The sequence below is a fragment of the Pseudomonas sp. OV226 genome (assembly GCF_003148705.1).
Taxonomy (GTDB): Bacteria; Pseudomonadota; Gammaproteobacteria; order Pseudomonadales; family Pseudomonadaceae; genus Aquipseudomonas.
This window is the reverse complement of sequence record NZ_QGGS01000003.1, coordinates 199,750-214,098: the sequence shown is the minus strand read 5'-3', so window position 1 is coordinate 214,098 and position 14,349 is coordinate 199,750. Positions and strand designations below refer to the sequence as shown.

14 protein-coding genes and 1 pseudogene are annotated in these 14,349 nt (G+C 60.2%); 8 read left to right on the top strand and 7 right to left on the bottom strand.

The features are described 5' to 3' along the window. The first annotated feature begins 37 nt into the window (after window positions 1-37). From hisI to C7534_RS33235, 8 genes and pseudogenes are all read left to right on the top strand, one after another. Window positions 38-439, top strand: coding sequence for a phosphoribosyl-AMP cyclohydrolase (gene hisI, locus C7534_RS07045; protein ID WP_109785365.1), 402 nt, complete (start codon window positions 38-40; stop codon window positions 437-439). Further along, window positions 432-764 carry a phosphoribosyl-ATP diphosphatase gene (locus C7534_RS07040; RefSeq protein WP_003220849.1) on the top strand — a complete coding sequence of 111 codons (333 nt, stop codon included), beginning with the start codon at window positions 432-434 and terminating at the stop codon, window positions 762-764. Before hisI ends, C7534_RS07040 begins: the two co-directional genes overlap by 8 nt. A gap of 25 nt (window positions 765-789) precedes the next feature. Then, entirely contained in the window at window positions 790-1,062 is a 273-nt protein-coding gene (locus C7534_RS07035; RefSeq protein ID WP_008005062.1) for a twin-arginine translocase TatA/TatE family subunit, read from the top strand. A gap of 10 nt (window positions 1,063-1,072) precedes the next feature. Further along, window positions 1,073-1,531 (top strand): Sec-independent protein translocase protein TatB, encoded by a 459-nt coding sequence (gene tatB, locus C7534_RS07030; protein WP_109785364.1) that lies wholly within the window; start codon window positions 1,073-1,075, stop codon window positions 1,529-1,531. After that, on the top strand, window positions 1,528-2,322 hold the full coding sequence (gene tatC / locus C7534_RS07025; protein ID WP_109785363.1) for a twin-arginine translocase subunit TatC: 795 nt from the start codon (window positions 1,528-1,530) through the stop codon (window positions 2,320-2,322). Before tatB ends, tatC begins: the two co-directional genes overlap by 4 nt. Further along, entirely contained in the window at window positions 2,319-3,026 is a 708-nt protein-coding gene (locus C7534_RS07020; RefSeq protein WP_109785362.1) for a 16S rRNA (uracil(1498)-N(3))-methyltransferase, read from the top strand. Before tatC ends, C7534_RS07020 begins: the two co-directional genes overlap by 4 nt. Before the next feature lie 247 nt (window positions 3,027-3,273). Next, a pseudogene (locus C7534_RS33240) lies at window positions 3,274-4,332 on the top strand (methyl-accepting chemotaxis protein); the annotation flags it as partial. Beyond that, on the top strand, window positions 4,318-5,190 hold the full coding sequence (locus C7534_RS33235; RefSeq protein ID WP_371916745.1) for a methyl-accepting chemotaxis protein: 873 nt from the start codon (window positions 4,318-4,320) through the stop codon (window positions 5,188-5,190). The pseudogene C7534_RS33240 and the gene C7534_RS33235, both read left to right, overlap by 15 nt. Window positions 5,191-5,347: 157 nt before the next feature. Here the strand turns inward: C7534_RS33235 and C7534_RS07010 are convergent, their stop codons facing one another. From C7534_RS07010 to pip, 7 genes are all read right to left on the bottom strand, one after another. Continuing rightward, window positions 5,348-6,082, bottom strand: coding sequence for an amino acid ABC transporter ATP-binding protein (locus C7534_RS07010; RefSeq protein ID WP_046031197.1), 735 nt, complete (start codon window positions 6,080-6,082; stop codon window positions 5,348-5,350). Then, window positions 6,075-7,034, bottom strand: coding sequence for an amino acid ABC transporter permease (locus C7534_RS07005; RefSeq protein WP_046031198.1), 960 nt, complete (start codon window positions 7,032-7,034; stop codon window positions 6,075-6,077). The genes C7534_RS07010 and C7534_RS07005 overlap by 8 nt, the downstream gene beginning before the upstream one ends. A gap of 139 nt (window positions 7,035-7,173) precedes the next feature. Further along, window positions 7,174-7,971, bottom strand: a complete 798-nt coding sequence (locus C7534_RS07000; RefSeq protein ID WP_109785528.1) for a transporter substrate-binding domain-containing protein — start codon at window positions 7,969-7,971, stop codon at window positions 7,174-7,176. A gap of 190 nt (window positions 7,972-8,161) precedes the next feature. Next, complete coding sequence (gene mdoH, locus C7534_RS06995) at window positions 8,162-10,732, bottom strand: glucans biosynthesis glucosyltransferase MdoH (protein WP_077432305.1); 2,571 nt, start codon at window positions 10,730-10,732, stop codon at window positions 8,162-8,164. Continuing rightward, a complete protein-coding gene (locus C7534_RS06990; protein WP_077432304.1) occupies window positions 10,725-12,539 on the bottom strand; it encodes a glucan biosynthesis protein G in 1,815 nt (604 codons plus the stop codon). The genes mdoH and C7534_RS06990 overlap by 8 nt, the downstream gene beginning before the upstream one ends. 321 nt (window positions 12,540-12,860) lie before the next feature. Next, window positions 12,861-13,298: a D-aminoacyl-tRNA deacylase gene (gene dtd / locus C7534_RS06985; RefSeq protein ID WP_034148582.1), complete on the bottom strand. Its 438-nt coding sequence runs from the start codon at window positions 13,296-13,298 to the stop codon at window positions 12,861-12,863. Next, window positions 13,295-14,266 carry a prolyl aminopeptidase gene (gene pip / locus C7534_RS06980; RefSeq protein WP_046031201.1) on the bottom strand — a complete coding sequence of 324 codons (972 nt, stop codon included), beginning with the start codon at window positions 14,264-14,266 and terminating at the stop codon, window positions 13,295-13,297. The genes dtd and pip overlap by 4 nt, the downstream gene beginning before the upstream one ends. Window positions 14,267-14,349 lie beyond the last annotated feature (83 nt).

The window sequence follows — 14,349 nt, the reverse complement described above, 5'->3', positions numbered from 1 at the left end:
GACTATTGAAGTGTGGAGCCCGCTGTCGGAGTCGAAGATGAAAAACTGGCTGGACGAGATCAAGTGGGACGCCGACGGCCTGGTGCCCGCGATTGCCCAGGATCACAAGACCGGGCGCGTCCTGATGATGGCCTGGATGAACCGCGAAGCGCTGGAACTGACCGCTGCCGAGAACCGCGCCATCTACTGGTCGCGCTCGCGTGGCAAGCTGTGGCGCAAGGGCGAAGAGTCCGGCCACGTACAAACCCTGCACGAGATGCGTCTGGACTGTGACGCCGACGTGATCATCCTGATGGTCGAGCAGATCGGCGACATCGCGTGCCACACCGGTCGCCAGAGCTGCTTCTACCGCGTATACGAAAACGGCGACTGGACAACCGTCGACCCGGTTCTGAAAGATCCGCACGCCATCTATTCCGCAGGACACGCACATGAGTGACACTCTGACCCGTCTGGCCCAAGTGCTGGAAGAGCGCAAAGGCGCCGCCGCCGACAGCTCGTATGTCGCCAGCCTGTACCACAAGGGCTTGAACAAGATTCTGGAAAAAGTCGGCGAAGAGTCGGTCGAGACCATCATTGCCGCCAAGGATGCCGCCATCAGCGGTGACTGCAGCGATGTGATCTACGAGACCGCCGATTTGTGGTTCCACAGCATGGTCATGCTCGCCCAACTGGGGCAGCATCCACAGGCTGTACTCGATGAACTGGACCGTCGTTTCGGTCTCTCCGGACACGTCGAGAAAGCCTCGCGTCCGTCCGCCTGAATAACTATTAGAGAGGAGCTGCAACATGGGCATTTTTGACTGGAAACACTGGATCGTCATCCTGGTTGTTGTCGTGTTGGTATTCGGCACCAAGAAACTGAAGAACCTCGGCACGGACGTTGGCGAGTCGATCAAGGGCTTCAAGAAAGCCATGAACGACGACGAAAAACCGGCCGATCCGACCGCCACGCCGTCTCAACCAGTACCGCCGGTGCAGCCACAGGCCTCGGTAAACCAGCCGCACACCATCGATGTGCAGGCGCAAAAAGTCGAAGAGCCGATCCGCAAAGACGTGTGAGCACAGACTAATGTTTGGTATCAGCTTCTCTGAACTGCTGCTCGTCGGCCTCGTTGCCCTGCTCGTGCTGGGTCCTGAGCGCCTGCCGGGTGCTGCGCGCACCGCCGGCCTGTGGGTTGGGCGCTTGAAGCGCAGTTTCAATGCAATCAAACAGGAAGTTGAGCGTGAAATCGGTGCCGACGAAATTCGTCGGCAACTGCACAACGAGCACATTCTGTCGCTGGAACAGGAGGCGCGGAAGATCTTCACGCCGACCCAGCAGGAGCCGACGCCGGTGGAGCACGTGGGAGAGCAGACGATTCATGCCCCTGCCGCCGCCCTCGAACCCACACCCGCGCCTGCACCGGCTGTAGCGACCGCACAACCCGCGCCCGCTGCACCAGCGACGCCGGTTGAACCGGTTGCTCATGCCGTCGCGCCGACAGCGCCGGCCCCTCATGACCCCACACTGCCGCCGCGAGCCCCATGAGCGATCTCCCCGAAAACGACCAGCACATGCCGCTGGTTTCGCACCTCACCGAGTTGCGTACCCGCCTGCTGCGTTGCGTAGCGGCGATTTTCATCATCTTCGCCGGGTTGTTTGCCTTCACCCAGCAGATCTACACCTTCGTCTCCACGCCGCTGCGCGCGTACCTGCCTGCTGGCGCGACGATGATTGCCACCGACGTGTCGTCGCCGTTCCTGACGCCGCTGAAGCTGACCATGATGGTCTCGCTGTTCCTGGCGATCCCGGTGATCCTGCATCAGATCTGGGGCTTCATCGCACCGGGCCTGTACAAGCATGAAAAGCGCATTGCCGTGCCATTGCTGGTGTCCAGCATCCTGCTGTTCTACACCGGCATGGCGTTCGCCTATTACCTGGTCTTCCCGCTGATCTTCAAGTTCTTCGCTGCCGCCACCCCGGCCGGCGTGGAAATGATGACCGACATCACCAGTTACCTCGATTTCGTCATGACGCTGTTCTTCGCCTTTGGCGTGGCATTCGAAATCCCGGTGGCCGTGGTGCTGTTGGTGTGGATCGGCGTGGTCGACGTCAAATACCTGAAGAAAATCCGCCCATACGTGGTCATTGGCTGCTTCGTGGTCGGCATGATCCTGACGCCGCCGGACATCTTCTCGCAGACGCTGTTGGCAGTTCCGATGTGGCTGCTGTTCGAGATCGGCATCCTGTTTGGCAGCCTGGTCAGCAAGCGCGGCGAGCACCCGGACGATCAACCGGCTGACGACAACAACGACCAGCCGCCAGCAACCCAACCGTGAACCTGCTGCTGCTCGAAGAAGCCGATTTCATTGCGGCCGACCGGGTGATCCTGCGTGATCGCCGGTTGACGCACATGCAGGAAGTCCACCGCTGTGAAGTCGGTGACAACATGCGCGTCGGACGGATCGGCGGTTTGATGGGGGCAGCCGAAGTGCTGCGCCTGGACGCCAATGAAGCCGAGTTGCGTGTCACGCTGGACCAATCGCCCCCGACCAAGCTGCCGTTGACCCTGGTATTGGCCCTGCCACGCCCGAAAATGCTGCGTAGGGTGTTTCAGACCGTGGCCGCCATGGGTGTGCCGCGCATCGTCCTGGTGAACAGCTATCGCGTCGAGAAGAGCTTCTGGCAAACCCCGTTTCTGGAGCCCGAAGCGATTCGTGAGCAACTGATCCTCGGCCTCGAACAGGCCCGGGACAGTGTGCTGCCGGAAATCGTCATCGAAAAGCGCTTCAAGCCGTTCGTTGAGGACCGTTTGCCGGCAATCACCGAGGGCACCCTTGGCCTCGTTGGCCACCCCGGCAATTACCCGCCCTGCCCCCGTGGGCTAGACGAACCGGTGACGCTGGCCATCGGCCCCGAAGGTGGCTGGATCCCCTACGAGATCGACCTGCTGGGCAAGGCCGGCCTGCAACCGGTGCAACTCGGCGAGCGCATCCTGCGTGTCGAAACCGCCGTCACCGCGCTGCTCGCCCGCCTCTTCTAACCCCGACTACCTTGTAGCAGCTGGCGAAGCCTGCGTTCGGCTGCGAAGCAGTCGTCAATCCGGACAACTCGGACTACCTGAAACACCGCGGTGTCTGATTTCACGACTGCTTCGCAGCCGAACGCAGGCTTCGCCAGCTGCTACAGGGACTGTGATCGTCGCAAGTCCTTTTCCGCCCTACAGATTCTCTTTCGCCTGCCGATACAGTTCCCACAAAACCAAAATCAGTGGTCCAGGGAGTTGCAGCATGTACCAATGGCTAGCCGAGAATCTGGGAAACGTCAGCGTCAATCGCAAACTGGGAATCGGTTTCGGCCTGGTGCTGCTGCTTACCCTATCGATCACCGTCACCGGCTGGACCGGCCTGAGTGATGTGACGAGCCGCGGCGACAAGCTTGGGTTCATTGCCAGCCTCAATGACCTGACCAAAGACCTGCGCATCGCCCGCCTGGACTATGAGATGCGCCGCGGAGAACAAGGCCCGGGGGCGGTTAACGACAAGCTTGCGCAACTCGATACCGGCCTGCAAAGCGCCCGCAAAATGATCGAACAACCGGCTGATGCAGCGATGGTCGACCAGCAACTGGCCGCCGTCAGCCAGTACAAACAAGCGTTCGCCGCCATGACTCAGGCAGGCGCCAACCGCGAAGACGCCCGCAGCAAACTCGGCGCCACGGCCGATAATGCCGTGGCCCGCGTCGCTGAAGTCGAGAAGTCCCTGTTACAGGGCGATAGTGTTGCCGACTTCAATAGCGTGATTGATCTGAGCAAACTGATCCAGCAAGCGCGCTTCCAGGTCCGCGGCTACACCTATAGCGGCAAGGCCGAAGCTGAACAGCCAGCACTGGATGCCATCGACAACGCCCTGAAAAACCTCGAAAGCCTGCCGTCCAAATTGCCGGAGCAGCACATCGCCAACCTGCAACAGGCCACCGACTCGCTCAAGGCCTACCGCGCCGCCGTCAGCCAGTACCGCGACTCACAGGTCGCCAGCGCTGCCGCGCTCAAAACCATGGCTGCGCAAGGTGACATCCTGCTCGACGTCAGCAAAAAACTCACCGTGTCGCAAACCATTGTTCGCGATACCGATGCCGCACACGCCAAGAACATGCTGCTGCTGGCCACGGCTCTGGCCCTGGTCTTTGGCATGATTGCCGCTTGGGCGATCACCCGTCAGATCGTTATCCCGCTGAGCCAGACCCTGAAAGTCGCTGAGCGCGTCGCAGCAGGCGACCTGACTCACAACCTGACCTCCAAACGTCGCGACGAACTCGGCCAGCTCCAGCGCGCCATGCAGAGCATGATTCTGGGCCTGCGCGAACTGATCGGCGGCATCAGCGACGGCGTCACGCAAATCGCCAGCGCCGCCGAAGAGTTGTCGGCCGTCACCGAGCAGACCAGTGCCGGGGTCAACAGCCAGAAGGTCGAAACCGACCAGGTGGCCACCGCCATGAACGAAATGACCGCGACCGTGCAAGAAGTGGCGCGCAACGCCGAGGAAGCCAGCGAAGCCGCTGTCGCCGCCGATCAGCAAGCCCGCGAAGGTGACAAAGTGGTCGGCGAAGCCATCGCCCAGATCGAACGCCTGGCCCTCGAAGTCGGCAACTCCACTGCCGCGATGGGCGACCTCAAGCGCGAAAGTGACAAGATCGGCAGCGTGCTCGACGTGATCAAATCCGTGGCCCAGCAAACCAACCTGCTGGCCCTCAACGCCGCCATCGAAGCTGCCCGTGCCGGTGAGGCCGGACGGGGTTTTGCGGTGGTGGCCGATGAAGTTCGCAGCCTGGCGCAACGCACCCAGAAGTCCACCGAAGAAATCGAAGAGCTGATCGTCGGCCTGCAAGCCGGCACCCAGCAAGTCGCGACCATCATGGACAACAGCCGCACCCTGACCGACAGCAGCGTCGAACTGACCCGCCGCGCCGGCGGCTCACTGGAAAGCATCACCCGCACCGTGTCGGCCATTCAGACGATGAACCAGCAGATTGCCGCCGCTGCCGAGCAGCAAACCGCCGTGGCCGAGGAGATCAACCGCAGCGTGCTTAACGTGCGCGACGTGTCCGAACAAACCTCGGCCGCCAGCGAAGAGACCGCGGCCTCCAGCATTGAGCTGGCACGGCTGGGGACGCATCTGCAGATGCTGGTGGGCAAGTTCAAGGTTTGAGGGGGTGTTTTGACCTCGGTTCACTCAGGACCGAGGTGATGCAATCGCGGGCAAGCCCGCTCCCTCAGGGATAAGCGGTGTTACGCAAATAGCATGAACAGCGCAATCCATTGTGGGAGCGGGCTTGCCCGCGATGGCGATCGCAAGGTCGCCGCCGTCAGAGGACCTGACGCAAAAACGCCTGCGCCCGTGGATCCTTCGGCGCATCGAAGAATTCGGCCGGCGAAGCATCTTCCAGCAATTTGCCGTGATCGAAGAACAACACCCGATCCGCCACTTCCCGCGCAAAACCCATTTCGTGGGTGACACAGACCATGGTCATGCCCTCCAAGGCCAGGGTCTTCATCACATCCAGCACTTCGCCGACCATTTCCGGGTCCAGGGCCGACGTCGGTTCATCGAACAGCATGACCTTGGGTTCCATGGCCAATGCGCGGGCAATCGCCACACGCTGCTGCTGGCCACCGGACAAGCGCGATGGAAACTCGTGGGCCTTCTGCGCGATCCCGACTTTTTCCAGCAGCGCCAAGGCCTTGGCCTCGCGCTCCTTCTTGCCGCGCTTGCGCACGACTTTTTGCGCCAGGCAGAGGTTTTCCAGCACGGTCATGTGCGGGAACAGGTTGAAATGCTGGAACACCATGCCGACTTCGCGGCGGTAGGCATTCACGTCGGTTTTCGGGTCGGCCAGTTGCAGGCCATCGATGCTCACCGAACCCGAATCGAATTCTTCCAGGCCGTTGAGGCAGCGCAAGAAGGTCGACTTGCCGGAACCGGACGGACCGATCACCACCAGCACTTCGCCCTTGGCCACTTGCGTGGTGACGTTATCCACCGCGCGAACCACTTGGCCACGGGTGTCGAAGACTTTTACCAGATCGCGGACTTCAATCACTTTGCGCGAGCCTCCGTTCAAGCCGACTGGCGATTTTCGACAGTGGCAGGTTGATCAACAGGTACAACCCGGCCACGCAGAACAGGATTTCGAACGGCGAAAACGAGGTGGTAATAACTTCACGACCACTTTTGAGCAGTTCGGTAATCGCAATCACCGAGACCAGCGACGTGTCCTTGACCAGGCTGATGAACTGCCCGGCCAAGGGCGGCAGTACGCGCTTCAAGGCTTGCGGCATCACCACGTGGCGCATCGACTGGCCAGCACTCAGCCCCAACGAGCGCGCCGCTTCGTTTTGCCCCCGGGCGATGGACTGCACGCCGGAACGGATGATTTCCGCGACGTAGGCCCCGGTAAACAACGACAGTGCAGCGATCCCGGCGAATTCACGGGACAGGTTCATCACGGTGCCGATGAAGAAGTAGAAAATGAAGATCTGCACCAGCAGCGGCGTACCACGGACCAGCTCGACATAGATCGTCGAGAGATCGCGCAGCGTCGGGTTGTTCGAGAGCCGGCACAGGCCCGTGGCGAGACCAATCAACAGCCCGAGCACACCGGACACTACCGACAACCACAAAGTTGTCCACAGCCCCCAAAGCAGCGGCCCGGCGGCCCAATGACGGGTCACGCCAATCACATCGCCTTCGGCCACATCATCGCCTTGGGCGACTTGCAGGCTGTTGTCGTCGACGGTCACGCGTTGCTCATCGCCTGCGTCGTTGCGCAGCGTGACTTCAGCTTTATCGCCTTTGCGCACCAGTTCGCTGACAGTGGAGATATCAGTGGCGCGCTGGGATTCTTCGGCGTGGTAGGCGAAGTATTGCGGCACGCGATTCCAGCGCCATTCGTAGGACATCAGCGAGGTGGCGTAGTACAACGCACCAGCCAGGCCGATCAGCACCAGCACGGTTAATACGTGCCAGGGCCATTGGGATTTTTTTTGTTTCATTACGGGTTCCGGAATTTGATCGTTCCCACGCTCTGCGTGGGAATGCCGCCCGGGACGCTCCGCGTCCCTTCTCAAGCGTGACGCAGAGCGTCACAGGATGCGTTCCCACGCAGAGCGAGGGAACGATCAGCGGTAAGCCTTATTCCATGTCTTTCTGCCAAGCGGTGTCTTTGAACCACTTGTCATGGATGCGATCGTAGGTGCCGTCTTCGTGGATCTGGTGCAGGAAGTTGTTGATGAAGTTGATACTGTCGTAGTCACCCTTCTTCAGACCGAAGGCAAGCGGTTCGTAGGTGAACGGCTTATCGAGGAACACCAGCTTGCCGGCGCCGACCTTGTTCACCGCCACCACGTTGTAAGGCGCGTCGTAGATGAAGGCATCCGCCTTGCCGTTGACCACGTCGAGCACCGCTTCCTGCTCGTTGTCGTAGCCGTGGTATTTGGCTTTGGAGATCAGTTTTTTCGCGACCATTTCGCCGGTGGTGCCGAGCTTGGAGGTGATGCGGTACTCGTCGGTGTTCAAGTCTTTATAGGACTTGATAGTGCCTTCCAGCTCTTTGCGGATCAGCAGCGTCTGACCGACCACAATGAACGGTTCGCTGAAGTTCAGGCGCAGGTTGCGCTCTTGGGTCAGCGTCATGCCGCTGCCGATCAGGTCGAACTTGTCGGTCATCAGGGCCGGGATGATGCCGTCGTAGCCGGTGGACACCAGCTCCAGTTTCACGCCCATGGCCTTGGTCATGGCTTTGAGGATGTCGACTTCGAAACCGATGATCTCGCCGCGCTTGTTGGTCATCTCGAACGGCATGTAGGTCGGGTCCATGCCGACTTTCAGCGTGCCGCGCTTGACCGCGTCATCAATGGCGCCGGCCTGCGCCGTGCTGACTGCAACCAATGCCGTGACGCCGACCAGCAGCATCGAGAGATACTTCTTCATCATCATGTCCCCAAAACCATTGCGGTGTGAGGCGCGCAAACGGCCGTCTCCCTCAGGAAACGTAGCCATGTGGACAAAAATTATCCGGGCGCACCAATTCGGGGACGGATCCTAACGTACTCGTCCGTTTGCACAAGGGCTTGCAAACGATCAGGCAAAAAAAACCCCGCTTGATGAGCGGGGTTTTTTGTTATGCCAACTGAGGCTGTGCGCTCAGCGGCTTGAGCGGCAGCAGCGGCGCATGGGGATCGGATTTCACCGATGTACGCCAGGCTTGCAACCACTCTGCGTGACCTTCACTCCAGATCTGCTCATGCAGACGAGCCAATGCCACCGGGTCGCTCAGCAGTTGCACGCGCTCATTGTTGTTCAGGCCGTCAGGCCCGACTTTCAATGCATGACGCACCCGCTCGATCCGCAGCCACTCGATCGGCTCGGCCTGGCCGTGACGCGACGTCGCCAGCGAGCACGCCAGGGCGTTCTGCTGCGGGTCGACCACTGACCGGATGAAGCCGTCTTTGAGTGCGTGATAACGGTTTTCGTGGGTGTACTGGTCTGTGGCCAGCAGCGCCTGTGGCGGATTGTATTCCTCAGGGATCAGGAACAGGCTCTCGTCACGGGACTTCAGGCCCAGGCCAACACGGCTGGAGATCACGGACACCGGGATCGACAGCATCAACGAACCCACGATTGGCACCAGCCACCACAGGAAGCTCGGGTTCAGCCAGATCACCAGCAAGGCCCAGAAGAAGCCCAGCAAGGTTTGCGGACCATGGCGCTTGACCGCTTCGCTCCACGGCGTGGAGTCGTCGTCACGTTGTGGCGAGTTCCAGGTCGCCGCCCAGCCGAGGAACGCCGCAAGAACGAAACGGGTGTGGAAAATCATCCGCACCGGCGCCAGCAACATGGAGAACAACATCTCCAGCAGCATCGACAGGGTCACCTTGAACTTGCCGCCGAACTCTTTCGCGCCTTTGGCCCAGATCAGGATGATGCTCAGCAGCTTCGGCAGGAACAGCAACACGACGGTCGTGGAGAACAGCGCCACGGCCTTGTCCGGATGCCATTGCGGCCACAGCGGATACAGCTGTCGCGGCTCCATGAAGTACTGCGGCTCCATCAACGTGTTGACCGCCAGCAGCGCTGTCGACAGCACGAGGAAGAAGAACCACAACGGCGCCGACAGATAAGACATCACACCGGTCAGGAATACCGCCCGGTGAACCGGGTGCATGCCTTTGACCAGGAACAGACGGAAGTTCATCAGGTTACCGTGGCACCAGCGACGGTCACGCTTGAGTTCGTCCAGCAGGTTCGGTGGCAACTCTTCGTAACTGCCCGGCAAATCGTAGGCAATCCACACGCCCCAGCCAGCACGGCGCATCAGCGCGGCTTCAACGAAGTCGTGGGACAGAATTGCACCGGCGAAAGCCCCTTTACCAGGCAACGGCGCCAAGGCGCAGTGCTCGATGAACGGCTTCATGCGGATGATCGCGTTGTGACCCCAGTAGTGGGATTCGCCCAACTGCCAGAAGTGCAGGCCAGCCGTGAACAACGGGCCATACACGCGAGTCGCAAACTGCTGCATGCGCGCATACAGGGTGTCCATGCCCGACGCACGCGGCGCGGTCTGGATGATCCCGGCGTCCGGCGTGGCTTCCATCAAGCGCACCAGACTGGTCAGGCACTCGCCGCTCATGACGGAGTCAGCGTCGAGCACGACCATGTACTTGTAGTCACCGCCCCAGCGACGGCAGAAGTCGTCAAGGTTGCCGCTCTTGCGTTTGACGCGACGGCGACGGCGACGATAGAAGATCTTGCCGAAGCCTTTGGCTTCGCGACAAACGTCCAGCCAGGCTTGCTGCTCGGCGACGCAAATGTCGGCGTCGTTACTGTCGCTGAGGACGAAGAAGTCGAAGCGATCCAGGTCACCCGTGGCCGCGACCGACTCGAACGTCGCGCGCAAACCGGCAAACACCCGTGGCACGTCTTCGTTGCAGATCGGCATCACCAGTGCGGTGCGCGCATCCTTCGGAATCGGTTCATTGCCGGCGCTGGCGCCGGAAATGCGGTATTTGTCGTGACCGGTGAGCAGCTCGAGGAAACCCATCAGCGCGGTCCAGAAACCGGCCGATACCCAGCAGAACAGAATCCCGAACAGAATCAGGATGCTGGTTTGCAGTGCATACGGCAGCACTTGCGTGGCCGTTTGCAGCAGCGGTTGATGCAACACTTCGTTGAGGTCGACGAACGACCAGCCCTGGTACGGCATGATGCCTTTCATGTACCAACCGGCAACGATGGTCTGGCCGAGCATCAGCACCAGCAGAATGTAGCGACGGATCGAACCAACGGTCCGCCAGCGGGCAGCCGGCAACACGCGCTCATCTTTCGGCGGAGCCGGCGGATTGGTGCGACCGGTCAGACGCCGCCAGCCACGCACCAGAATGTTGGTGCGCCAAGGCTCCGGCACAACTTTGGTCCGGCGGATCGGCGGGGTGGCCTTGAGGCATACCCGGCCACTGGCGTCGACCGCCAGCATTTCCGCTTCTTCCAGCTCTTCAGCGGTGTTCAGAGTCAAGCGGCGGCCTACCGAAGCTTGAGCTGCTTCGGTCGGTGCGTCGAACGTGGAGGACGACAGACGCTGGTGCAACTCGCTGAAGGACTGGCAGCCCGCAAGTTCCGCGCGCTGCTCGTCGGTCATCGGTAAATGCGCCAGATACTCGGAAAGCGACTCTGGCTGTACTTGAGAATTACTCATCGGCAGGCAACTGGTAGCTCCAGGTCTCGGTCAGGACTTCTTCAGTCGGCGCCGATTCCGGTGTGGCTGGGGCCGCGTCGGCAGCAACAGGCTGCTTGGCGTCTTTGTTGGCCTTGTCCTTGGCATCTGCAACTGGCTTGGCATCAGCCTGCTTGGCTTCTGCTTGCTTGGCTTCCTTGTCCGCTTTCTCTTGTTGCTTGGCGGCAACCTTGTCGGCCTTGGCGACAGACGAATTCGACGCTGGAAGCGACGTTTTGGCCAGGTCAGCCGGCACGATGTTCTGGACCAGGGCCGCACGCATTTCGGTGGCCTTGCCCGGGTCCTTGATCTTCATGCGCAGCGTCAGGCGCCAGCCCTTGGTTTCAGGGTTGTAACGCACGCTGTTTTCGACCAGTTCGGCATTGTCGCCAACGCTGACCTGGCTGCGAACGTCCGCTTCCGGAGGCAATGCCGCCAGGGACGGGCCTTCGAAGTCCACCAGATAAGCCACGCTACCGTCCGGCTGACGAATCAGGTTGGACTGTTTAACGTCACCGGTGGAGCGCAGGGTCTGGCTGACCCAGGCGCTGTCGGGGGCGTGGATTGCGGATTCATCCATGGTCCAGTGCAGGCGATAGGCAACATCGAGCGGCTGGCCAGGTTCTGGCAGTTTTTCCGGGTTCCAGAAAGCAACGATATTGTCGTTGGTTTCGTCGGCGGTCGGAATCTCAACCAGATCCACGGTACCTTTACCCCAGTCACCCTTCGGCTCGATCCAGGCGCTTGGGCGCTTGTCGTAGCGGTCGTCGAGGTCTTCGTAGTGACTGAAGTCGCGGCCACGCTGCAGCAGACCGAAGCCACGCGGGTTCTCGACCGAGAAGTTGCTCACCGACAGGTGCTTGGGGTTGTTCAATGGACGCCAGATCCATTCGCCGTTGCCGGCATGAATCGCCAGGCCGCTGGAATCGTGCAATTCGCGACGATAGTTCAGCACTTTCGATGGCTGGTTGGCGCCGAACAGATACATGCTGGTCAATGGAGCGATACCCAGCTTGCCGACCTTGTCACGCAGGAACATCTGCGCCTTGACGTCGACAATGGTGTCGCTGCCCGGACGCAGGGTCAGGCGATAGGCGCCGGTGGCACGCGGCGAATCCAGCAGGGCGAAAATCACCAGGTGCTTGTCGCCCGGCTTCGGCTGTTGAATCCAGAATTCGGTGAAACGCGGGAACTCTTCGCCCGATGGCAATGCGGTATCAATCGCCATGCCGCGCGCGGACAAGCCATAGACGTGACCCTTGCCGACGACGCGGAAGTAGCTCGCGCCGAGCATGGTCATGATTTCGTCTTGCTTGTCAGCCTTGTTGATCGGGTACAGCACCCGGAAACCGGCATAACCCAGTTGTTCGGTGGCTTTAGGATCGAATTTCACATCGCCAAAATCGAAACGAGTCGGGTCGTACTTGATCTCTTCGACGGAGTTAGCTGTGATTTCGTTGATTTTCACCGGCGTATCGAAATGCATACCCTGGTGATAGAACGACAACTTGAACGGGGTTTTCTGATCCGCCCATTCGGCTTTTTCGGTCAGGAAACGAATTTTCTGATAGTCCGCGAATTTCATATCGCGGAACTCGTTCGGCAGGTTACTGCGCGGAGCTTCGTATTTTTGCGCGGCCAACTCTTTTGCCTTGACCGACACGTCATCCAGATTGAATGCCCAAAGCTGGCCGGCGCTGAACAGGCAGAGCAGTGCAGAGCCCGCTACCAGAGCGCTTCGGAACCGTTTGGCAGTCAATTTTGGTGCATTACAGGGACTAACAATCACGAGCAACCCTCGCCGAAAACAGATCAAAAAACCAACGGCCAGTTAAAGGATTTGCACGATCAACGGCCTGAAAAAACCGATCTTGCAAACCACTCTTGCCAAGTTGGCGAGCATTGTTCCGACTCCGATGGGGCTAAATGATTCCCCAAACGGTCCAGGACAAGTCTCTACCTAAGTCAAAATGGACCAACGAACGCCGATCCCCGTAGCGCGCGATTATCTAGTAGGCCGCGTTACAACGCATCAGGCGCAACAAAGTATTTCTCGCGTAAAACGCCTGTTTTCAGTCGAAAAGCCCTTAAAAAGTTGTTTCAAGCGCTTTCAGGTCTGTAACAGGAAGGTGACCGGGCCATCGTTGACCAGGTGCACCTGCATATCCGCGCCGAATCTACCTGATGCCACTGTGCCATGCACCTGTTTCGCTTTGCCTAATAGATAGTCGAAAAGCTCCTCGCCCAAGGCCGGAGGCGCCGCGGTCGAAAAACTCGGGCGCAACCCGCTTTTGGTGTCGGCAGCCAAGGTGAACTGTGAGACCAGCAGCAACCCGCCGCCGACATCCGCCAGGGACAGATTCATCTTGCCCTCGGCGTCGCTGAACACCCGATAGTTAAGCAGCTTATTAAGAAGTTTGTCGGCGCTGGCCCGAGTGTCCTCGGGCTCAACCGCGACCAGCACCAGCAACCCCTGGTCGACCGCTCCCACCACCTCGCCCGCGACCTCGACTCGCGCACCCCGTACGCGCTGGAGCAAACCCTTCATGCTTCTTCAGGCGGCAGGTCGAGCAAGCGGCGCGCCATCTGGTTGGCGGCTCGCACCAGCGCATCAGTGATACCCGGTTCGGAGGCAGCATGGCCGGCGTCCCGGATGACCTGCAATTCACTGTTCGGCCAATTCTGGTGCAATTCCCAAGCGTTATCCAACGGACAGATCACATCGTAGCGACCGTGAACGATCACGCCGGGCAAATGGGCAATCTTGCCCATGTCACGAATCAACTGGTTAGGCTCAAGGAACGCATTGTTGGTGAAGTAATGACATTCGATGCGAGCAATCGACAATGCACGCTGCGGCTCCGAGAAGCGATCGACCACCAGCGGGTTCGGACGCAGGGTGGCGGTCCGGCCTTCCCAGAGGGACCAGGCCTTGGCCGCGTGCATCTGGGCAATCTGGTCATTGCCGGTCAGGCGCTTGTGGAAAGCGCTGAGCAAATCGTCGCGCTCGTCCATCGGGATCGGCGCAACGTAGTCCTGCCAGTAGTCCGGGAACAGACGGCTGGCGCCCGCCTGGTAGAACCACTCGATTTCCTGTGGGCGGCAGAGAAAAATCCCGCGCAGGATCAGACCGTGTACACGCTCTGGGTGGGTTTGCGCGTAGGCCAACGCCAGGGTCGACCCCCAGGAGCCGCCAAACAGCACCCACTTGTCGATGCCCAGATGCTGGCGAATTCGCTCAAGGTCGGCGACCAGATCCCAGGTGGTGTTGTTTTCGAGGCTGGCGTGGGGGGTGGAGCGACCGCAGCCGCGCTGGTCAAAGGTAACGATGCGATACAGGTTTGGATCGAAATACCGACGGCTTTGGGCATCACACCCGGCACCGGGGCCGCCGTGGATAAACACCACCGGTAAACCTTCCGGTGAACCGCTTTCGTCGACGTAGAGGGTGTGGGTGTCATCGACGGCCAGATCGTGCCGGGCGTGGGGTTTGATCTGCGGGTACAAAGTCTGCATTGCGCGCTCCGTAAGGGGTCGAGGTCATCCCTGGGGGGACTTCTATTATTCTGCCGTCCGGCATCATAAACCCGAATTACGTC